The sequence below is a fragment of the Paraglaciecola psychrophila 170 genome, from assembly GCF_000347635.1.
GTDB classification, from domain to species: domain Bacteria; phylum Pseudomonadota; class Gammaproteobacteria; order Enterobacterales; family Alteromonadaceae; genus Paraglaciecola; species Paraglaciecola psychrophila.
In genome coordinates, this window is the sequence record NC_020514.1 from 4,007,462 (window position 1) to 4,030,580 (window position 23,119).

Genomic DNA, 23,119 nt, shown 5'->3' on the forward strand with positions numbered 1-23,119 from the left:
TAGGAATATTCAAATGTCACAATATCAGAATGATGTTAAACAGATTGCAGAACTAAGATCAACCAAAGCAGGAGCTTGGAACGCAATTAACCCAGATTATGCTGCTCGTATGAAAGCTCAAAATCGCTTTAAAACTGGGTTGGATATTGCAAAATATACCGCAGCTATCATGCGTAAAGATATGCAGGAATATGATGCTGACTCAAGCCAGTACACTCAATCACTAGGTTGCTGGCACGGATTTATTGGACAACAGAAAATGTTGTCCGTAAAAAAACATCAAGGTACCACTGATAAAAGCTATTTATACCTATCTGGATGGATGGTTGCGGCATTACGTTCAGAGTTCGGTCCCCTTCCCGACCAGTCAATGCACGAAAAGACCTCAGTAGCATCATTAATAGAAGAACTATATACATTCTTACGCCAAGCCGATGCCCGTGAACTAGGTGATTTATTTAGACAGCTAGATGACGCTAAACAAAACGGTGGCGATACTGCTGCAATACAAAACGCTATTGATAATTATGAAACTCATGTTGTACCAATTATTGCTGATATTGATGCAGGATTTGGTAATGAAGAAGCAACGTATTTGCTTGCTAAAAAACTTATCGAAGCCGGAGCTTGTTGTATACAGATAGAAAACCAAGTATCTGACGCTAAACAATGTGGTCATCAGGATGGTAAAGTTACCGTTCCACACGAAGACTTCCTAGCCAAAATCAACGCAGTACGTTACGCATTTTTAGAGTTAGGCGTAGATGACGGTGTGATAGTTGCCCGTACCGACTCTTTAGGTGCTGGATTAACTCAAAAAATACCTGTATCACAGAAAGCAGGTGATTTGGCCGCTCAGTACAATGCATTCTTGGATGCGAGTGAAGTGACCTCTATAGATGATTTAGTAGATGGCGATTCTGTTCTTAAACAAGATGGCAAACTAGTAAAACCGGTACGTTTACCGAATGGATTATACAAATTTAAAGAAAACACTGGTTTTGACCGTGTAGTACTAGATTGCATCACTTCATTGCAAAATGGTGCAGACTTATTGTGGATTGAAACAGAAAAACCACACGTTGGTCAAATTGGCGATATGGTGCGAGCTATTAGAACCGAAATTCCTAACGCGAAGTTGGTTTATAACAATTCACCCTCTTTCAACTGGACCTTGAACTTCCGCCAGCAAATCTTTGATATCTGGTCAGAAGCCGGTAAAGACTTAAGCCAATACAAAAGAGACGAATTGATGTCGGTTAAATTTGACGACACTGATTTGGCCCTTGAAGCGGATGAAAAAATCCGAACTTTCCAAGCAGATGCTGCCAGAGAAGCAGGTATTTTCCATCACTTAATTACTTTACCTACTTATCATACAGCAGCGTTGTCTACTGATGATCTAGCCAAAGGTTACTTTGGTGACCAAGGTATGTTGGCATATGTTAAAGGTGTGCAGCGTAGAGAAATTAGACAAGGTCTTGCATGTGTTAAACACCAAGCGATGGCTGGCTCTAATATGGGTGATGACCATAAAGAATACTTTTCTGGTGAACAAGCGCTTAAAGCATCAGGTGAAGATAATACTATGAACCAGTTCGACGCCGAATAAGGTTCTACTCGAATAACGTTATAATTGAATAACGTTATAAATACCTACGATAGCTTGCAGTGTCTACTGTGTGCTATCGTCATCATTCAACAAATCAATGCCAACAACGGCCAACTAGCTCCCTTCAATTCACAGACCCTTTCACATTGACTATAAACAACTGTTATTTAACAAAAATTTAATATCTGGTAAAGATATTGAATACTGATAACATTCTACTATTACATCAGTTTTCACAACGAGATAATAACCATGAATATTGCTAAGGTAGATTTAAACTTATTGGTTTACTTAGATGTATTGCTAAGAGAAGGCAGTGTGACTAAAGCGGCAAACCAATTAAGTATTACTCAGCCTGCAATGAGCAATGGCTTGAGAAGACTGAGAGACTTATTCAAAGACCCACTTCTGGTGCGCACCAGTGATGGTATGACTCCTACCAAACGCGCCTTAGAATTAAAGCCTATTATCCGAGAAGTACTGTCTAAACTTGAAACAACAATTCAACCAGAAACTGATTTTAGCCCTCTTAAAAGTGAACGTACTTTTAGGATTATGGCCAGCGATTACGCAGAATCAACTTTATTAATGGAAGTTATTGGTAGGCTAATTAAACAAGCTCCGAATGTTACCTTGGATCTGATTACCCCCAGCGATGTGACATTCTATGATGTAGAACAAGGTAGAGTTGATATGGCAATCAACCGGTTTGAAGAATTACCGCTTTCGTTCCATCAAAAGGTGGTGTGGTATGACACATTCTCTTGTGTGATAAATAGCCACAATTCAATAGTACAAAACTTTACACTGGAGCAATATTTAGACAATAAACATATATGGGTCAGTAAAACCGGCTTTGGGGTGGGCGTTGGTATCGATCCCAAAGAGGTACAAAAGTTAGGCTGGGTCGATGCTGAGTTGACAAAAATTGGTAAACAACGGGATATACGTGTCTTTACTCGTCATTATCACGTTGCGCTACAACTCGCTAAAGCACAAAATTTAATTGCAACCTTACCCAGTAGGGCTGCCAATATGTATAAAGATGACCCTGAAGTAGAGATACTCGCCCCCCCATTTGATATACCGCCTATAGCATTAAAAATGGCATGGAGTGCTTTGCTACAACACGACGCTGGTCACATATGGCTAAGAAGACTGATTGGAGAGGTGGGGGCAGAACTAACCAATACATAAGCTTGATTTTCTGTATGAATGGGAAGAATAAACCACATAAATTAATGCGTATAATGCTAACAAGGTAGACTGAGCTTAATGTGAATTACCTAAGAGTAAAATATGCAACTTACCCAAACCGCACAACTTGAATACATTCAAAAGGGCCGATTAAAGGTTGCCAAACAGCTAGACCAGTTTATCAAGCAACATGTTTTACCCGGCACAGAGGTGTTAGCTGACGAGCTTTGGGCAAATTTTGCAGATGTTCTACCCGAACTTTTATCTATTAATCAAAGTCTGTTGCAAAAAAGAGCTAATCTGCAGTTGCAAATAGATGAATATTGTATGCAAAGACAATCGATCAATGTTCCAGAGTACAAAGCCTTTCTTACCGAGATTGGCTATTTACAACCTACCCCCGAAGATTTTCAAATTAACACTAGCAACGTCGATGCTGAAATTGCCACCATGGCAGGCCCTCAGCTAGTTGTTCCCATCAATAATGCTAGATTCGCTTTGAATGCAGCAAATGCTAGATGGGGTAGTCTTTACGACGCGGTTTACGGGTCGGATATTATTGAGCAAACAGTTGGCAGTAAAACGAAAGGTTACGATGCAGCTAGAGGGCAACAAGTCATCGACTATGCCAGAAAATGGCTAGATGTTATTGCACCTCTAAAAGTAGGCAGCCATGTACAAAGTAAAAAATACGCTATTGATAACGGTAAACTACTCGTCACATTGACTGATGATACCGTAGAAGGTTTAAACACACCTGAGCAGTTCGCTGGCTTTCAAGGCTCGATTCAACAACCCACCTGTATTTTAATTAAACACAATAATATACATGCCGAAATTCGATTTGATCAACATAGCGTTATCGGCCAACAAGATACAGCTAACATCAAAGATGTATTTCTAGAATCTGCATTAACCACCATTATGGACTGCGAAGACTCAGTTGCGGCGGTAGACGCAGCAGATAAAACCTTAGTGTACAAAAACTGGTTAGGCCTCATTAAGGGCGATTTAACCGCTACAATAACCAGCGGCAGCAAACAAATAACACGTAGTTTAAATCCAGATAGACAATATGTGTCAACATCAGGAGCAACATTTAGCCTATCTGGCAGAAGCTTGATGTTTATTCGTAATGTCGGACACTTGATGACAACTGACGCCATCCTGTTTGATGATAAACCTATTTACGAAGGGATCATGGACGCTCTAATCACCAGCTTAATATCAAAACATGACTTACTGGGTAATGGCGTGTTCAAAAATAGCCAAGCAGGTAGCGTTTATATCGTCAAACCCAAAATGCATGGGCCGGAAGAAGTCGCTTATGCTGATTTGTTATTTTCTAAAATGGAATCGGTACTCAGTTTGCCCAAACATAGCATCAAAATTGGCCTAATGGATGAAGAGAGACGCACCAGCCTGAATTTAAAAGCCTGTATACAAGCAGCAAAAGACAGAGTGGTATTTATCAACACTGGCTTCCTAGATCGCACTGGTGATGAAATACACACATCTATGCACCTAGGCGCGTTTGCCACCAAAGCCACCATAAAAGTCAGACCTTGGTTAAACGCTTACGAACAATCTAATGTGGTGACTGGCATGAACTCAGGATTGTCCGGAAAAGCACAGATTGGTAAAGGTATGTGGCCCATCCCAGATAATATGGCCGAAATGATGCAGGCAAAAATTGCACATGTGCGCTCAGGAGCAAACACCGCTTGGGTGCCCTCACCTACGGCTGCAACGTTACATGCTCTGCATTATCATCAAGAAAATGTGTTCGACATCAGAATGAACATGACGGGCAAAGACGATGGGTTACTGGAGCAAATGCTAGATATACCGCTGCTTAAAGACGAAAAATTATCACTTGAGCAGATACAGCGTGAGCTTGATAACAATGTGCAAGGCATTTTAGGTTATGTGGTCAGATGGGTTAATCAAGGTATTGGTTGCTCCAAAGTACCTGACATCAACAACGTAGGTTTAATGGAAGACAGAGCCACCTTGAGAATATCTAGCCAACACATTGCTAACTGGTTGATGCATAAAGTTATAACAACAGAGCAAGTTGAGACATCAATGCAAATTATGGCAAAATTAGTTGATGCTCAAAATGTAAATGATGCAGAATATATAGCTATGACACCTGATACCGGTGAGTCCATCGCTTTTCAGGCAGCTCATGATTTAATATTTAAAGGGCAAGACCAACCTTGTGGTTATACTGAGCCTTTGTTGCATGCCAAAAGGAGAGCGATGAAAAGAAGTTTGAAAGCGCTTTAATTAAGCATTCTACTTAGCTAAGTTGGGAAAGAATGAATACTGGTTGCCTCTACATTACCCTTAAATACTATTTCTCGTAATGGTGAGGCCCCATTATCAACATGACCAAAGCTCTGAGTGACTTAACAAAAAAGTGGGGAATTAAAATCTTTAGAGGCATTTTTAAAAAATGACCACGTAAAAACATCATAAAACGCGCAAATTTATTCCTTCGATTGTCAAATAAATCATGACTTGGTATGAGAGCAGGTAGAATAATAGCTTTGATAAACATGGTGTTTAAAAATGTAACAGAATAAAAATTTTTTCTTTTGATAGAGTATCTACTCGGTGAACATTAAACAAATGATCACACAAATACAAAGCGTAATACCACTCTTTGGAAAAGTTTAGATTATTAGCAACTTGGTTAATAGCCGTTATCTGATGCTCGTTTTCATAATCCAGCAATAACATATGGATATCAACAATATCCCGAAAACTCTTTTCGTAATCTTCGTTGTAAAATAAATGAATAATACAGTGCATAATAATCATTTCTGCACTCAGCGTCAGATGACCAAATTCAGTTTCAATTTTATTCCCAAAAAGGTAATGCTGAGGAATAACAATACCAGTAATGGGTGGGATAATAGTATGGTGTACATCTAAAGTGACGCCACGTTCGGGATGGCTAAATGGCGGAAGTTCATGCACCCATTTTCGGTAATACTGTTCGTCATAATCATCTAATTTTTTTTCAAGCCAGCCGTCTTGTTTTAATGCATTCTCAACTTTTAGCAAGTCAACTTTTGGGACTAATATATCAATGTCACTCATTACACGACCAAAGTGATTACTGGAATTCTTAAGCACGTACGCAGCACCTTTTAAAAACGCTGGTTTACAGTCAATAACAGCCAGACAATCTGATAATATACTCACCTCAGCATTAACTTGTTGAACCTGTCGATCAGCATAGCGTTTAGCCGATAATAAATGACCAAGAGCAAATTCAGGAACGAGATTCAATTGCTCATGTCGTTGCAAAAAATAATAGAACGAGCCCAGCATATCCGCACCACGCAAAATTCTGAGTAACTGCTCCCACTGTTTCAGACTAAGCCCTTCAACTGACTCTTTACGAGCAACCAAGGCGAAAAAATTTTGTGCCGTAAATAGACTCGTCATTACCTTACCAGTTCATCAAAAAAAGCGCTTAGGCCATCATACGAAGAATAACCAATCCCAAAAAACTGACTACTATCAACAACCGATTTTATAGTATTAAAGCCATCTTCTCCCACAACATTATAATTAAACGCGTGATGTACTAAACGCGAGAAACCATCTGTTTGGGATACTTTTTTAATGTTAAGTTGACTACCCACTTGATACTTTGGAAAAACTACAGCGACAACTTCAACATCGCTAAGCTCATTGTACTCGGCACGCGTCATCAATTTTACATGTGCTATGTCGCCTTTGTGAGTGCCATAAACAATAGGTGACATAGTAGCTTCGGGGACCAATGTTTTTATGACGTCAATAGATTTGTTTTTAAGGGACGCCGGCCGATGCATCGGCCTCACTCGATTACTATTTAAACCAATTATCGCCATTTCATCGGAATATACTTGCCAATCATTAAGTCCAAAATAAGTGGCTAATGTACTTTTACCTGAGCCTGGCTGCGCAGGACAAATAATAGCTTTGCCGTTTTTTACAATGACTGAAGAGTGAATCAATAAATGATTAAAATCAAAAGATGCAATACACCAATTAAGTCCCCACTCTAAAGACGGCAATAACAAATTTTTTTTAAGAGGATGAAAAGGCCGCTGTTGATCAATGTAAATACTGACTTGGGGTTTAATAAAACGGCGCAAAAAAGAAGTGTTTTTAACAGTAAGATGAAAATCAATGGGTTTGTCTGGATGTAAATCAAAACTATCATCATACAATAGTCGTAAACTAGGTTGGATAAATTTAGGGCAATGTTCAATGTTAAAACGATAAATGCCTAGGTCTAGTATCGAGTTCACAAACGCTCAGTTAAAAAATTGTGCTCAAGCAACTGACGTTTTAACTCACCAAGTGCTTCATCAGTTCTACAAATCAAATAAAACCAATCTAAATCAATTTTCCCATCATGTAAGCGAAGTTTTTCAAAAGGCGACAAATCAAATTGAATGCAAGAAGTGGAAAAGTCTTCGGTCGAAAAAAAAACTAATCCACTTAAATCAGGTAAAATATGACAGACCATATTAGGAGCAATACTAAACTTCGTCAAATTCTTAAGAGCAACCGCTTCCAGCTGGCAAAAAATATGGAGTGGTTGAATTTTCTCCTCCATTTTCCCAAGCGGCTTTAAGGTCTGTCGTTGTTTTAGGGCCCGTTGAATCTGCATCTTCCTTAATTATCATCACACTCCATACATGTTGGATTAATTCGTTAGCGTCTGCCAATGGAGCTAATTCGCCATAAAAGCCAAACAATGCATTCAAATAATAAGCAGCAAAGTTTGATGGTTCTCCGTTAGCATTTAAATAATCTTCGACATTGAAATCAACGTCAGAAACAATTCCTCGAGGGTCAACAAGAGTCAAAGTAGGTAGGTTCTTAATATAGGTCCGCACATTGCAAAAGGCGGCACTCTCTTGCTCGGTCGTGTAGCCATTCAAGCCAAACAAATCCCGAACTTTATTGCGTTTATTGTTACTAAGACCGTTCTTAACAAATTTTTTCCAGCTTCCGGGAGAACGTCCACCTCTTACGTACGGTATAATACAAACCGTGCCTGCACTGCGTGAACCACCAGACAATCCAGATGTATTGCAAGCACCCCAAACAGATTGGGCAGGTAATGTTGTTATCGCGACACCAGCAGATGATTGAATTAAAAATTTACGCCTAGCACTTTTTTGTGTTTTTTCAACCTTAGGCATATTTTCACTCCACAGTTCATTCATTGTCATTTTCCTAAAACTTAATATTAACGAGTGCAAAAAACACGCCAAATCACAAGCGATTGATATACAACAAAAAATAAAACGCGCATGTCAACTTATGTAAAAAATAGTGACACTAATTCTTATGTTTTATTAGTTTACCTTTAGGCCCTTACGCTTAGCAAGTTGTATCAAGTATTTAACTGGAATCGCATAACTAATGCCTGAAGGTTTTTCTAATACCGTTTCTTTGGACTCTTTTACAAACACTTTATTTAAAATACCTAATACCTCACCATTTTCAGAGTTATACAACGGACTACCACTATTCCCTGGGTAAGCGGTTATATCTAGCTGGTAAATCATAAACTTGCCCTCAAGCCTCTTAAGCATGTTTATTGATAACTGGCTTGAATGCGCACTAGGAATAACATCAGGCGTAGTAGCGGCGATAATACCTCGGTGTGTTGCAGGGTATAGACCTAAAACCGCGCCGATTGGGAAGCCGGTTAATAACACTTCAGTGGCATCCTCAGCATATGCCTGACCAGCCAATGTGACAGAGGGTAGTTTGCTATCAATTTTTAAAATCACTAAATCATGATCTCGATCTTTAGCAATGATCTCGGCTTTGTGAATTTTTGGCTTTCGTCCTGTGCCTGAAAATACGATATGGTATTGGACTTTTTGAGGGTCAAGCCCTTTAGAAACAACATGATAATTGGTGGCGATCAAAGAACCATCACCAAATACAAAACCTGTTCCTCGAAGCTGATGAGTTTGTGTTCCCATCGCATCATACAGACCAACCCCCACTACCGAAGGCTTTACCTTAGCAACCACTTGTGTGATTGAATGGCCGAAAACATGAGGAACAAACAACAAGCTTACCCCTATCAGTCCGGTTAAAAATAAAAATTTACGTATAAACATATATTTTAAATACTGTTCCTATTATGTATTTAAGTATAATCACAAATATTGAAGCTCTCTTCCAATCATATTTTAGTAAAAAGTATTGATCTCAAAAGGTTTTATTTATGAAGATATTAGTAACTGGCGTAGCAGGATTCATCGGTTTTCACATAGCTAAGGAGTTGTTAGCGCGCGGGGATACGGTTATTGGCATCGACAATATCAATGATTATTACGATGTAAAACTTAAACAGGGACGTTTAAACGCCCTTGCTGAGCATGCACTGTCAGAAAACTTTACATTTTTAAAAATGGATTTAGCCCATAGAACTGAAGTTGGATCATTATTTTTATCATCGGCTTTTGACAAAGTAGTTCATCTAGCTGCACAAGCTGGTGTGCGTTACTCAATCGAAAATCCTCATGCGTATGTTGACAGTAATTTAATTGGTTTTATGAACATACTCGAAGGCTGCCGACATAATAAAATCAAACACCTAGTTTACGCTTCATCAAGCTCAGTTTACGGCTCAAACGAATCGACACCTTTTGCTGTCACAGATAATGTTGATCATCCAGTTTCTCTTTACGCTGCGAGTAAAAAAGCCAATGAGTTAATGGCACATACTTACAGTCATCTATATCAACTTCCTACTACTGGTTTAAGGTTTTTCACAGTCTATGGCCCTTGGGGACGTCCCGACATGGCATTATTTAAGTTTACTCAATCTATTTTAAATGGCACGCCAATAGAAGTGTTCAATTACGGAAACCATCATCGAGATTTTACGTATATCGATGATATTGTCAGCGGCGTTATTCTCTCGTTAGACAATGTGGCCGAAGGCAATGAAAATTGGGATGGCAAAAACCCGGATCCAAGTACCAGTAAGGCACCATGGAAAATTTATAATATTGGAGCCCATAACCCAGTTAACCTGCTTAAGTTTATTGAAACATTAGAAGCGGCACTGGGCAAAAAAGCGATAAAAGAGATGCTACCGATGCAACCTGGTGACGTGCCAGATACTTACGCAGATGTATCAGCATTAGCTAACGATACTGGGTACAGCCCAAAAACTGATTTGACCACAGGCATTCAGCAGTTTGTGAGCTGGTATCACGCATTTTACTCTCAATAGAGAGTAGAAAAGCGGTGTTAGTTACACCTACATTTTTAATTACACATTTTTTAACTTTATTATAGGTACCAATACTGATGTTGGCGTCGATTGCTTCTACCTTTAGTTCGCCTTTGGTGCATTCACTGACGCTTTTTGCAATTTTCCAAATATTGAGCTATACAAAAATCAAACCAACACTTTTTAGGTATTTGTCGATCCTGCCACTGCTGTGGCTGTTGATCTGCTCCATGACATACCCAAGTGTTTTACTCATTAAACACCTTGAGGATAAATACCCTGTTGTACCTCTAGATTTGCAAGAATGGCGAAAAACAGAAGCGATTGTGGTACTAGCCTGTAACTATTTCGAAGATGATGGTTTACCCTTTGTATCCCGCTGGCCCAATTGTTCACTTCAACGAAATTTACATGCAGCGTTGATGTATAGGGAACATCCCATGCCAATATATTTAGCAGGTAATATATTGGGCAGCACCGACAAATATTCGCAAGCCAGTCACAACAAAGATTTTTTTGTGAAAATGGGTGTAAAAAATACTGACATATTTATTATACCCAAAGGGGTAAACACAGAAACCGAAGTCAAAGCTTTAGCAAGCATACTCAAGGGCAGGTACATATCCCTTGTAACCTCAGCAAGCCACTTACCAAGAGCTGTTTCTTACTTCGAAGAAAATAATATACCCGTGCTACCTATCCCAGTGGAACATTTCAGTAGGAAAAACGTCGAGCCAGTTGTTGGTTTGCCAAATGCAGCTAGTCTGTATAGGAGTGAAAGAGCAATACATGAATATTTAGGCTTGATTTATCAAAAATATATCCGATAGGTTACTATTAACAATGAAATTTATAATAACTTAAATACAGCACTTTAGGTTGGCAATGATTATCTAAGGAGAAATGTTCTGTGAGTGAAATAGTGCCAATATTCTCTGGGGGAGGAACCAAATTGTCTGCCCACTTAGGAATTTTGGATGCAATAAACACGCTCAACATTAAATTCCAACATATTGTTGGTGTCTCAGGAGGCTTGATAATTGCAGCATTGTATTGCGCTGGACTGCCTATTGACGACATAAAAAAACTAGCAATAGAGACAAATTTCAGACAGTTTAGAGGATTCAGTTTAATCACGCTTTTGCTGCAAGGGGGTCTCAGCACTGGAGACGCATTCGAACGTTGGATGGGTGAAAAGTTAAAAGGTAAATCTTTTAAAGATATATCCAATGATTTACATATTTTAGCTACCGATGTAAATTGTGGTGGCCCTACCGTTTTTAATAAACAAAACTCCCCTGATTTGAAAATATCCAAAGCAGTGCGATTTTCAATGTCCATCCCAATATTTTTTAGTTTTAAAACATACAAAGATCATATTTTAGTCGATGGCGCAATTCTTTCAGAAGATGCTATTTTTAATGACAGGGCAGGTAACAGAACCCCAGTTATATGTTTCAGATTAAAAAGTGACCAAGTCACAGACAAACCATTTAAAAAAAGTTAGGTTACCGCTAGTGCAATATGTGATGATGTTAATTAGAACATTTATGACCGCTATGTCCCGAGAATACGTACACGATCAGTATTGGAAAAACACTATAATTGTTAATACCGGCAAGCTTTCACCTGTTGACTTTAATATGTCCATTCATGATAAAGAAACGTTGTACGCAATAGGTTATAAAACGGCACTAGAATTCATCCCGAAAAGACTGAACAGTGTCGAAACGGCCATAACGGAAAATAAAGTAAAGTTTACGGATCATAAAGCGTGAAAAATTTAAAACAATATGCAAACAAACCTATAATCGGACCACTGATCAAAAAGGTTATGGACTTTGCGATCAATCGTGAAGTTAAAACAGTAGCGCGACATTTTTCCACATACTTACATCCACTAGTTGCCAATACCCCGGAACTTTCAAACGAATCATATAGAATAAGAAATGAAGTGTACTGTGATGAGCTACATTTTTTAGATACAGGGAAGAATGGCTTAGAAAATGATGATTTTGATAAATACTCGACTCACTGTCTAATTCAACATATCCCGACCGCTCGTTATTCTGGAACAGTAAGAGTGGTCAGACCCGAAAAAAATGGGCATACCATTCCACTACAAAAATACTGTTCGGATTCAATTGCCAAAGACAAAATAAACCCTCGAGATTTTGTACCACATGAGGTATGTGAAATTTCGAGATTAGCCGTTCCCAGTGACTTTAGAAAAAGACAAACCGATAAATTTAAGGGTGCTGCCACAGGTGTCATTAATCAACAAATTTATTCAGAAAATGAGTTACGTTGCTTCCCCTTTATAGCTGTAGGTTTATACCTCTCAGCAGCCTCTATTGTCATAGAAAATGAAATCAAGCATACTTTTGTAATGATGGAGCCTAGATTAGCAAGAAGCATGAGCTTCATAGGCATTCAATTTGAACAAATAGGTCCTGCCGTTGAATACCATGGCAAAAGAGCACCTTATTACATTAACCCTTCTTTATTGTTAGAAAACTTAACCCCTGGTTTTCAAGTGATGTTAAAAGACATTAGAAAGTCCCTTAACCATTCATAAATAAATGAAAACCAGCTCATGATTTTTACGATAACCCAGCTTTAGTTTAGAGGTACAGGAAAGTGTCAAACTTTAATTATGAAAACGCGTTCTCTAGAAATATTGGCTGGGTAACCAATTCAGAACAACAAACATTAAGACATAAGAAAGTCGCAATAGCGGGCTGTGGAGGTGTGGGCGGGATCCACCTTCTAACGTTAACAAGACTTGGCATTACTAACTTTAACATCTCCGACTTTGATGAATTTGAAGTACACAATTTCAACCGCCAAGCGGGTGCGTTTATGTCTACCGTCGGTCAAGCCAAATGTGCCGTAATGGAAAAAATGGCAAAAGACATCAACCCCGAAAGCAACATCACAACCTTTCCTGAAGGCGTATTTGAATACAACATAGACGCATTTCTTGATGGTGTAGATATCTATGTTGATAGCCTTGACTTTTTTGCCTTAGAAGCAAGGAAAACAGTTTTAAGCAAATGTTATGAAAAAAGCATCCCAGTAGTTATTGCTGCACCTCTGGGTATGGGCGTTGCGTTTGTCTGTTTCCAACCCGGCCAGATGAATTTCGAGGAATATTTTCGATTTGAAGATGCCAAAACCGAAAATGAACAATACATCCAGTTTTTAATTGGATTATCTCCCAGCATGTTACAACGCTCTTATTTAGTAGATGAAAGCAAAGCTGACTTCAAAGCCAGAAAAGGCCCTTCTACACCTATGTCCGTAGAATTCTGCGCCGGAATGGCAGGCACTTACGTACTAAAAATATTATTAAATAGAGGCAAGGTCATTGCTGCACCTTATGGATTACATTTTGATGCTTACAAAAACAAAATGGTAAAAACCTGGTGCCCTTTCGGTAACAGAGGATTGATGCAAAGACTCAAATTTCAGATCGCAAAAAAAATCGTGTTAGCCGACTAGCGGAGAAGTAATGGATAAAGTATTAGCAACAAAAGTAATTGATAATGCCCGGTTTTATATGAGCGGCGATAACTGCCAACCTTTCAGATATCGCTTTAATATTACCACTCAAACTTTTCATATTGATTATTTAGCAGACCAAGCAAGACATGCACTTGTTTATGATGACAGTACGATAACTATTAGCCTAGGTATGTTGTTAGAGTACTTAAAGATATCGTTACAGCATCATTCTTTTGATATAGAACTTTCTTTCAACTTTAATGGCTTTTCAGTTTTTAAAAATCAAACGTCGGTCTGTAAAGTTAAGCTAACCAAATATAAAAATCAAAAAGACCATAGCGACCTATACAGTTCCTTATTGAATAGAATAACCAATAGAGGCATTTATCAGTCAGGCTCTTTTGATGACATAGATATTAATCAAATAAATCAAAATCTGACCTATAGCCAATGCAAGCTTTTACAAGATGCCTCAAACAAAACGTTAGACTTTTTTGCAAGTTGTGACTGTGCTGTATGGCTATCTAAGCGTTTAGGTCTTGATATAATGAACAGCGTATCTTTTATCAAAAATCCAGTAACCGGCCTACCATGGCGTAATCTAGGGCTTAGTGCACCAGAAGTGTTCCCAATCAAACTCATTCAGTTGCACCACAGTTTTTATGACTTATTTAAAGCTATTGGAGCCTCTTTGATGATGAAAATAGGTCAACGTAAGCTATGGAACTCAGCCAAAAGCGCATTAATATTCACCTATAACGACAACCTGAACACCGAACAAAAGACTATTGCCGGTATGGAGATGGCTGAATGTATGTTGCAACTAACGCAAAAAGGATACGCTTTTCAACCATCTACTTTAAGTGCCGAAATGTTAAATGTATCAGTTAAATCAGAGAATAATTTAATTAACTCTACCGCAATGAAGCACACATTTTTAATTGCCGAATCAAAAATTCAAAGAGAAACACTGGGAATTGTACAAGCAGAAGTTCAATGGATTTTAAGAGTTGGAAAACCAACAAATATTATGAACGAAAAATCCAAAACCAATAGACTAACAGTTTCAAAAACACTCAGCTTTGACGAATAGGCTACACTTCATATGTTAATGGTGCAAAGCAGGGTATCGACTTTGCTTAACATTAACGTTAGATGCAGATCGATTTTCATCACAATAGTACTAAGCAATCATCGGCTCGGGCATTTATAAACGACACCCAAGTTTGACGCATTGAAGTAGGTTACGACAAGCAGGGTAATACCAGTAAACCAGCATTAAGTTCTTTAATAGATAATTTTAAACTAATTATTCATTGTGATTAACGCGAAGCACATTAAAAAGCAGATAACAAAAAACCCGCCGTAGCGGGTTTAGTCATTTAATGATTCTAGCTTAGTAAATCATACTGATTTTTTACGCGCTCTTAAACCAAGACTCAGTAGACCAAGGCCTAATAAAGCAAGTGAAGATGGCTCTGGCACCACACCTACCTCACCAAGAAGAAAGCTTGTGTCGCCATTTGCACTAGCAATATCAGCGTTAACACTTAGGACCTTACTCAAGTCAGCAGTACCTACTAAATTACTTAGGGCGTACAATACTGTAGTACCCGCATCCGAAACGCCAACCAAAACTTGACCAATGCTTGTAGCCAAAGATATATCCGTAAATATCAAATCAATTGAGAAAGCACCAACACCACCTGTCAGCGCAAGAACATCAAAGTAAAGCGATGCGCTTGGATCACCGCCCAATGTGAAGTCCAATATTGCGGGGTCACCCGCAGCGAAGGGACCAAAAGCAGCATCAAACGTACCACTCCAATTAATATTTAATTCTGCATTAGCAACTGCACCTGCTTCACTAAAACTTAACAGACCATTATTAATATTAAAAGAGCTTGCATCAGTATCATTGTTAGGAACGCAAAAATTGGGCGATGCACAATCAGAAACGTCGGTCAATGCGTAATCTGCAGTTACACTAATTACTGATGGTGCAAGACCAACTAAGTCGTAATTACCCGTATCGACGTCTGTATCACCTGTCCCAGCAACAACCTTTAGCTCTATTGGTGGGGTGTAAGTAAAAGTATCTAACACGAAACCTGCTTCTGCTGGCAATGTGAAGGCTAAGCAAGCAACGGATGTCACAAAAACTTTTTTAAAATTCAACATATATTCACTCCTAGTGTTTTAAAATATATTTATAAAATTTACTTTTTTAATATCAAGGAAACGCCGATCTTAGCTGCTGTAAACCACATCATTCCTCCACCTAAAATCATAAGCAAATATAATACCAAAAAAAAATCTTACTTATTTTCATATACTTACAAAAACCTATTTTTACAAATAATACAAAATGTAAAAAATACCGACACTAAAAAACAAAAGAGTGGTTACTAAGTAAGGCCGTTCGCCTTAAATTTTACTTTGAATTTCTGCGATTTTTGCTACAAGTGCTGGGTCATCTGTCTTGAGACTCGCGATTAAAATTTTTGCCTTGTCAATTTGGCCAACCGCAAGTAACGCTTCTAGATAATGAACACCAATTTCCGTGGCAGATGGGTCTGTATATATGGCTTTTCGAAATATAGGTAGGGACTGTTGAGTCTCTCCATTAAGATGAAGAGAATATGCATAAGTATCCATAATGGAAGCATTATCAGGAAGAATATCAAATGCTTGCTGAGCATATTTAAGTGCTTTGACAGGTGACTTCTGTAAAATCATTATATTTGCCAAGTTATTTAAAGCCCTTAAGTCATTTCCGTCTCTTTCCAATACAGCAAAGTATTGCAGTGCTGCTTCTTCATAATCATTATTACCTATAGCCAACTCTGCAATTTGTCTTCGATGCGATATATTATAGACTCCATTCTCAATATGCTCTTTTAGGAATGAGATGGCCTCGGCAAGTTTTTGCTGATATTTGAATGCTTTTGCAACAAACGTTGCATTACGATCTGACGGACTATCCTCATAAAAACGTTTTAACTTTTGGAAAGCATTAACCGCATCACCTGACTCTAAAAGAATCTGACCTTCTAAACCTTGACCTAAATTTGAGCTCTTAATTTCGGTTGTTAATAGATCAAAGTTCGCCCGAGCGGCCGTTAATTCACCATTTAATACACTAAAGTGAACAGCTAAAACGGTGAATTGTGGATCATTAGGGAATTGCACTTGTCCAGTTTTAGAAAGTTCAAGTGCCCTCTTTAAATTACCATATTCTTCATTAATAGAAATTTGTCTCAAATGAGCTAATTTACTTAAAGGTGCAGTCTTTACCCAAGTTTGCGAAAAATTCAACGCTTTGTCTTTTTGACCTGTAAAAAAATATGAATTGCCCAGTACAATCCAAAATTCATTTGGATACCTGTTTGATGGTTCCATTTTTTCAAGAGTTTCAATAGATTCTATGAAGCGCTTTGAGGTAAAAAGGGCTTGAGCATATAACAAGTTGATTTTTTCTGTTCCAGGATTTTCATTAATTGCTTTTAAAAGTGGTACCAACCCTTTATCAGTGTTGCCTAACTGATGTTGAATTACGAAGTATTTTCCTAAAGCGGCCATGTTTGTTGGATGACTATTTAGAATTATGTCTAAATAGGGTAACCCAATTTCTGGCTGTTTATTTTTTACTGCCTTGTCTACATAATATAAGTTAGCCGCTGGATTAGATTTATCGATTTTTAGTGCAGAGCGATACATTGATTCAGATTCTTCATTCTGTCCAGTTTTGGAGTATGCAATTCCAGTTAAAATGTAGCCTTCAGCATTATCCGGATTTTCTAATATCCATTTTTCACCCAACTCGATGGCTTCAGCGTACAAACCATTGTTTATGTAAGCGAATGCCAATCCAACGTTGGCGGCATTAAGATCAGGGTTCAAGGATAGGGCTTTTTTAAGGTCTACTATCCCTTCTAAATCATTTAAAGATAATCTTACTAAGCCTTTTTGCGCTATTTTCATCGGATCTGTGAAGTCTATCGAATCAAACTTCGACAAAAGCTTTTTTCCTTGTGCAAGTTTGCCGTCTCTTAATAATTGGACACTTGCAGCAGATAAAATAGGCATATCATTTTCAGTTAATCCGACAGATCCTATCAAGGTGTTAGTCGCCACCATATTATAACCGAGCTTTAGGGCCACTGCTGCGAACAATCCTCGAGTGGGATGTTCGTCTGGGACTTCTTCTTGAACACTCTCCAAATATCGATAAGCCTGCTCATAGTTTTCAAGTCTAGTAGCGATAATTCCAGCAATGACTCTATTAGGTACATTATCAAGACCATTTTGAATAGCTAATTCCATATGAATTTTAGCTTGACCGAAATCTGCATCTTGATAACGCACTAATCCCTTCAGTTGGTTAAGAAAAGGTTGAGTAGAATTTATCTTCAACAGCAGGTCGAGGTGTTTTTCTGCAAGTTCAAATTGTTGATTTTTGATATACGCAATAGCCAAAAATATTCTACTTTGTGGCACTTCAGGTAGCAATTCATAATATTTTTCGAAACTCGTAACCGCTCCAGCAAAGTCTTTATTTAAGGTTGCCAGTTGCGCCTTTAACAAATTTGCCTCAGGTAAATCAGGCTGGAGTGATAATAAGGTCTCAATTTTGATGATAGCATCGCCTAATTGCTTGTCACTCATAGACAAATAGGCACTGCCTAATTGGCTATATATAGATTCAGCAGAAATTTCGTTCGCAATGGCTACAGCTTGTTTTGCTTTCGCAGGTTTGTCCAAAGCAAAATATGCCAATGTTTGATATAGTAACAATGAAGTTTCAACGACTGGATCAATATTTTTTGCGTTATCAACTAAATCAATAATCTGTTGATTTTTATATTGCAAATTATATGCTTTTGCCAACAGTGGTAAAACATCGTTAGGTTCATATCCCAACTCAAGTGCTCTAGTTAATTCTTTTTCAGCAGCCTCTGCAGCTCCCCTTTCGACATAAACTTTTCCCAACAAATACCTTGCCTCAGGATTTTTTGGGTCGGCTTGAATCGCATTTTTTATTAATATAATTGCAGCTGGCGTTTGATCTTGTGTAATCTTAACTTGGGCTTCCGCTATATATTCATCAGGTGTTGGCTCAGAACATCCAACAAGAGCTAACGTAACAATCACGGGGAGAACTTTAAGTGTAAATTTCATATCTTTATCCTAAGCTTGCAAAAAATCCTATTCCATAGACTAATAATAACGTCAGGTAGTTAAGGATTACTACAACAAATAAATGACTTCTTATAAATAAAATTGGTATACCACTTAAAAACAAGGTTACAGTGCCGTGACTTTCCACAATGGTTAAAAGGTAATAACTCTAGGATTATTTTTCAACGGACCTAAGCATAAGAAACACATCATTAGTATCCGGCTATTAAAAGAAATATGCTAAAAACAAGTGCGAAGTAAAACTCTGTCATCATTCTATCCAGGTTGAATTATTAACTTTCCGTCGCTATCACCAAGCCATGAAAAATACCAATGCTTTGTTGTTTGATGGAGTTGGAGCCTGCCAACAACACTTGAATGTTAGTGTTTAAGCCCCCTGAATACCTGAATTTATACAAATTCCATATTTTACTATGTGATTTAAAGTGGCTTTCGGTTAGCCTTAATACATTGACTGACTTTGTATTTATATGGAACACAACCTTGTTGCAAATGGAAAAGGAACCCATGCTTTCATTACCCTTTAAGACCAGCTCTTATCATTTGGACGAAAGCCATATGCAACAACTGGCCCAAAAATGGGTCACGTTACAGGGCAAGGCAAATTCGTCGGCTTTTATCGCTTGGTTTTGGATTGAACGATGGTTGGCTCAGAAAAACCTTAGTACTCACAACTGCTTATGTGTTGAAGTGAAGCAAGGTCAAGACACAGTTGGGCTAGCATTGTTTGGTATAAAAACCAAAAAAGTATTTTGGGGCTTAAGCTTTAACCAGTATTTTTTACATAAAAGCGGCAATATTAAAGAAGACCAAACTTGGATAGAGCACAATACATTTTTGCTGCATAAAGACTATGAACAGCAATTGGCCGCTGAAATTTGCCAGCAACTTGCAAAGATTGAGCAGTTAGATGACATCAAAATTGGCCTGAGTTCGCCTGATTTTATCAACAAGCTCAATTTCGTTGACTTCAAAATTCGAACAGAATTGTCATCACCAGCTTATCTGGCAAATTTAGCGGGGCTCACCTCACTCGATGACTATCTGGCTACTTTATCTAAAAATACGCGTTCTCATATCAAACGTTCAATAAAAATATTAAACGAAAAAAGCCCACTGCGCTTGGTTTTAGCCACAGACGCCACTGAAAAAAACACACTATTAAAAAACATCGCAGATTTACATCGCATCAAGTGGCGCTCTACGGTTTATGGCAGCGGATTTGATAATCCCTGCTTTTATAATTTTCATCAGGGATTAATTCAGGATGAAAATTCAGCGCAAAATTGCAGACTATATACTTTATACCAGGATGACATTGCACTAGGTCATCTATATCTGTTAACTCAAGGTGACCGATGGAGTTTTTATTTGTCTGCGCTAAATTTTAACGAGGATAACCGTATTAAAGTGGGATTAGTGATCCACAGCCTAGTAATCGAACAAGCAATAAAACAAGGCGTTACGGTATATGATTTTTTGGCGGGTGAAGCACAATACAAAAACTCATTATCTAATGCCCCGCCTTATGAACAACATATTTACTGTTTCTATCGCAACAAACCGCTGCTGTTATTAAGAGAACGGTTAAGAAAATGCAAACGCATTATTTTTGGCGGATTATTTTCGAGTCTGCGGATGAAATTAAATGATTGATATACAACACCCCATACAACTATCCATAGCTCACGAGCAACGTTTTCAAAGTGCTCAGCAACAGTGTTGTGAAGTGTCGGTCCCCTTACCTCAATCGCTGGTGTTTAACCCCGAGCAATTGTCTCTTGTAGTATCAAAAGATGACGATGGCATAACCAAGACAATCGACGCTATTTGTCACATAATTGATTACTGGCCAGATAACAGCATTAAATGGTTCAAGTTAACCTACCAGTATTGTCATCAACCGCGATTGTATTTAAACATAACTAAACTCCAAACAGATACATCTGATGCTGCGACCAATACGTTAATAGATGCCACTAATATAAGTGATGTTATTGATGTAACTGATAATTACTCTTATAAAGGTGGCGCAAACACATTAACCCTGAGCGTAGCCAATAACCGATTAGAAATATTGGATGACAACAACCAAGCTATTTTGTCACTCGATGCCAAAGCGTTAAAAATGACAGATAGCACAGGGCAACCAGTAGCAGCAGATTTTAGCCAAGCAACGGTTACCCAACAAACTAATTTAATAAACCACAACAGTTCAGCTGTAACACTTGTGATTAACGGTGTTTTTTCAGAAACATTAGTACAATTTCAACTGACTGTTGATTGGCTGGTACCCTTTGACTTGATAAAGTGTCAGTTACAAATACACAATAGCAACAGGGCAATACATCAAGGCGGCAAATGGGACTTGGGCGACAAAGGCTCTTTTAACTTTAAAGCGCTTAGCATTGATTTACATACTGCCAAAAAATCACCTAAAGAACACAACACCCTTACCGATGTTCAGAACAACCAAAGTTATATTGGCGAGAATATTGTTTGCGAGCAGTTCTCAAGTGGTGGGGTCAATTGGCAAAGCCCGGTACATGTTAATCACAACAATACCCTCGATATAAACAAAAACGGCTACTCCCTTAATATCGAGTTGCAGGATACACTGCATAAAGACCCAAAAGAAATCACTGGCCTGCGCTGCCAGCCAGTGCTAAGTTTAAAAAACAACCTGTCTATTACCCTGAATAAGTTTTGGCAGAATTTCCCAAAGTCCCTAACTGTAAAAGACAATATTGTATCTTTGGGCTTATTTCCGGCGACTCACTATCTATATGAACTCCAAGGAGGCGAGAAAAAAACCCATAGCTTCTGGATGTCACTGGATAGCTCGAATAATGATTTAACCACTAGTCAAAATATCAATAGGGGCACGGTTGCTTGGGATTGGATCAGCCAATGTCACTTATATCCTTTCATTGAAAAAGAAAAGGCAAAGGAAAACGCAACCTTAGGCTCGCTGCAAACCATTACCGATTTAGGTATCGAAAATACCTCAGGCTTTATTGCCAAACGAGAAAAGCTCGACGAATATGGCTGGCGTCACTTTGGTGAACTGTATGCCGATCACGAAACAGCAGGTTACAAAGGTGAGGATATATTTGTATCTCACTATAATAACCAATACGACCCTATCTACGGTTTTCTCAGGCAGTATCTCACCACGGGCAACACAAAGTGGTTTGAATTGGCAGACGACCTTGCAACCCATGTAAAAGATATTGACATTTACCATACCAGCCTCGATAAAAACGAATATAACGGTGGCTTGTTTTGGCACACCGATCATTATTTACAAGCTTTTACGTCTACTCATCGCTCTTATTCAAAGCATCAAGCGAGTAATGTTTATCAAGACCATGCAGGTGGCGGGGGCCCGGGCGGGCAACACTGTTATACCACAGGTTTATATCTACATTATTGTTTAACCGGTAATCAGAGTTCTAAAGATGCGGTGCTCACCTTAAGTAATTGGATCACCCATATATACGAAGGCTCTAACACCTGTCTTGAACTATTGTTAGCCTTTAAAAATCGTCATGTGGCTGGCAATAAAAATCACTTTACTGGGCAATATCCATTAGACAGAGGCATCGCAAACTATGTAAATGCCCTACTGGATAGTTTTGAGCTGACCCAGCAACCTGATTATTTAACCCAGGTACAAAACATACTAACCAATACTATACACCCCAACGAAGACCTGACTCTTAGAGGTTTACAGGATGTAGAAGGCACTTGGTTTTATACGGTATTACTTCAAGCGCTGTGTCGTTATTTGCAAGTAAAAGAAAGCAGACAAGAATTTGACCAACACTTTTATTATTGCCGTGACTGTCTATTAAATTTTGCAGATTGGATGCTTATTCACGAGTACCCTTATCTCGAAAAACCGGATATTTTAGAATACCCCAATGATACATGGACCGCACAGGATCTGCGTAAAGCGCATGTGTTGGCAGCAGCTAATTATTATTCGCCAGATAAAAAAACCAATATTTGACCAAAGCACAGTTTTTTCAGCAGTATGTAGCTGATAAACTTAATCTAGCTGACACCAAAACCTATACGCGGATTTTAGTTTTAGTGATGCAAAATCAGGGCGCGCTAAAGCTTTTTCAAACAAAAAAGCCATCCATTGCCTTTGCAGCAACAAGAAACTGGCCACCAGCAACCTATCAGCAAGCCTCACTTTATGCAGGGCTGCTTAAAGTAATGGCAAAACGGCTGATAAAACTGTCTCCAAGAGCCGAAACAGATTGGTTAAAAAAACGCTTAGCTTAAACCTAAGCAAAATAGGATGAACAATT

18 protein-coding genes and 1 pseudogene are annotated in these 23,119 nt (G+C 38.4%); 12 read left to right on the forward strand and 7 right to left on the reverse strand.

What is annotated here, in order from left to right; translation table 11 throughout:
- Positions 1-13: 13 nt before the first annotated feature.
- The 3 genes from C427_RS17570 (at position 14) to C427_RS17580 (ending at position 5,101) form a co-directional block, all read left to right on the forward strand.
- Entirely contained in the window at positions 14-1,612 is a 1,599-nt protein-coding gene (locus tag C427_RS17570) for an isocitrate lyase (RefSeq protein WP_007641093.1), read from the forward strand.
- A gap of 252 nt (positions 1,613-1,864) precedes the next feature.
- Complete coding sequence (locus C427_RS17575) at positions 1,865-2,809, forward strand: LysR family transcriptional regulator (RefSeq protein ID WP_007641092.1); 945 nt, start codon at positions 1,865-1,867, stop codon at positions 2,807-2,809.
- 102 nt (positions 2,810-2,911) lie between these two features.
- Entirely contained in the window at positions 2,912-5,101 is a 2,190-nt protein-coding gene (locus tag C427_RS17580; protein ID WP_015431130.1) for a malate synthase G, read from the forward strand.
- A gap of 279 nt (positions 5,102-5,380) precedes the next feature.
- Here the strand turns inward: C427_RS17580 and C427_RS17585 are convergent, their stop codons facing one another.
- From C427_RS17585 to C427_RS17605, 5 genes are all read right to left on the reverse strand, one after another.
- The gene (locus C427_RS17585; RefSeq protein ID WP_015431132.1) at positions 5,381-6,271 is read right to left on the reverse strand and encodes a nucleotidyltransferase domain-containing protein; all 891 of its coding nucleotides are present in this window, start codon (positions 6,269-6,271) and stop codon (positions 5,381-5,383) included.
- Positions 6,271-7,125, reverse strand: coding sequence for an HprK-related kinase A (locus C427_RS17590; protein WP_007641090.1), 855 nt, complete (start codon positions 7,123-7,125; stop codon positions 6,271-6,273). The genes C427_RS17585 and C427_RS17590 overlap by 1 nt, the downstream gene beginning before the upstream one ends.
- Positions 7,122-7,436: a hypothetical protein gene (locus tag C427_RS17595; protein WP_236613798.1), complete on the reverse strand. Its 315-nt coding sequence runs from the start codon at positions 7,434-7,436 to the stop codon at positions 7,122-7,124. Before C427_RS17595 ends, C427_RS17590 begins: the two co-directional genes overlap by 4 nt.
- Entirely contained in the window at positions 7,378-8,052 is a 675-nt protein-coding gene (locus C427_RS17600; RefSeq protein WP_007641087.1) for a hypothetical protein, read from the reverse strand. The genes C427_RS17595 and C427_RS17600 overlap by 59 nt, the downstream gene beginning before the upstream one ends.
- Positions 8,053-8,184: 132 nt before the next feature.
- On the reverse strand, positions 8,185-8,964 hold the full coding sequence (locus C427_RS17605; RefSeq protein ID WP_007641085.1) for a S1 family peptidase: 780 nt from the start codon (positions 8,962-8,964) through the stop codon (positions 8,185-8,187).
- A gap of 107 nt (positions 8,965-9,071) precedes the next feature.
- Between C427_RS17605 and C427_RS17610 the strand changes: the two genes are divergently transcribed.
- The 6 genes and pseudogenes from C427_RS17610 (at position 9,072) to C427_RS17635 (ending at position 14,688) form a co-directional block, all read left to right on the forward strand.
- Complete coding sequence (locus C427_RS17610; protein ID WP_007641084.1) at positions 9,072-10,088, forward strand: NAD-dependent epimerase; 1,017 nt, start codon at positions 9,072-9,074, stop codon at positions 10,086-10,088.
- 230 nt (positions 10,089-10,318) lie between these two features.
- Entirely contained in the window at positions 10,319-10,918 is a 600-nt protein-coding gene (locus tag C427_RS17615) for a YdcF family protein (protein ID WP_226991238.1), read from the forward strand.
- 80 nt (positions 10,919-10,998) lie between these two features.
- Positions 10,999-11,866, forward strand: a pseudogene (locus C427_RS17620) (patatin-like phospholipase family protein).
- On the forward strand, positions 11,863-12,666 hold the full coding sequence (locus C427_RS17625) for a PEP-CTERM/exosortase system-associated acyltransferase (protein ID WP_007641080.1): 804 nt from the start codon (positions 11,863-11,865) through the stop codon (positions 12,664-12,666). Before C427_RS17620 ends, C427_RS17625 begins: the two are co-directional and overlap by 4 nt.
- Before the next feature lie 62 nt (positions 12,667-12,728).
- A complete protein-coding gene (locus C427_RS17630; RefSeq protein ID WP_007641079.1) occupies positions 12,729-13,592 on the forward strand; it encodes a ThiF family adenylyltransferase in 864 nt (287 codons plus the stop codon).
- 10 nt (positions 13,593-13,602) lie between these two features.
- Positions 13,603-14,688 carry a hypothetical protein gene (locus C427_RS17635; RefSeq protein WP_007641077.1) on the forward strand — a complete coding sequence of 362 codons (1,086 nt, stop codon included), beginning with the start codon at positions 13,603-13,605 and terminating at the stop codon, positions 14,686-14,688.
- A gap of 311 nt (positions 14,689-14,999) precedes the next feature.
- Here the strand turns inward: C427_RS17635 and C427_RS17640 are convergent, their stop codons facing one another.
- Positions 15,000-15,776, reverse strand: a complete 777-nt coding sequence (locus tag C427_RS17640; RefSeq protein ID WP_015431135.1) for a PEP-CTERM sorting domain-containing protein — start codon at positions 15,774-15,776, stop codon at positions 15,000-15,002.
- A gap of 246 nt (positions 15,777-16,022) precedes the next feature.
- The gene (gene prsT / locus C427_RS17645; RefSeq protein WP_007643700.1) at positions 16,023-18,776 is read right to left on the reverse strand and encodes an XrtA/PEP-CTERM system TPR-repeat protein PrsT; all 2,754 of its coding nucleotides are present in this window, start codon (positions 18,774-18,776) and stop codon (positions 16,023-16,025) included.
- Positions 18,777-19,304: 528 nt separating this feature from the next.
- On the opposite strand from prsT, the gene C427_RS17650 reads away from it, so the two are divergent.
- The 3 genes from C427_RS17650 to C427_RS17660 are packed head-to-tail and all read left to right on the forward strand — an operon-like array spanning position 19,305 to position 23,093.
- On the forward strand, positions 19,305-20,453 hold the full coding sequence (locus tag C427_RS17650; protein ID WP_226991306.1) for a GNAT family N-acetyltransferase: 1,149 nt from the start codon (positions 19,305-19,307) through the stop codon (positions 20,451-20,453).
- Positions 20,446-22,812 (forward strand): hypothetical protein, encoded by a 2,367-nt coding sequence (locus C427_RS17655; protein WP_015431136.1) that lies wholly within the window; start codon positions 20,446-20,448, stop codon positions 22,810-22,812. The genes C427_RS17650 and C427_RS17655 overlap by 8 nt, the downstream gene beginning before the upstream one ends.
- Complete coding sequence (locus tag C427_RS17660) at positions 22,809-23,093, forward strand: hypothetical protein (RefSeq protein ID WP_015431137.1); 285 nt, start codon at positions 22,809-22,811, stop codon at positions 23,091-23,093. Before C427_RS17655 ends, C427_RS17660 begins: the two co-directional genes overlap by 4 nt.
- Positions 23,094-23,119 lie beyond the last annotated feature (26 nt).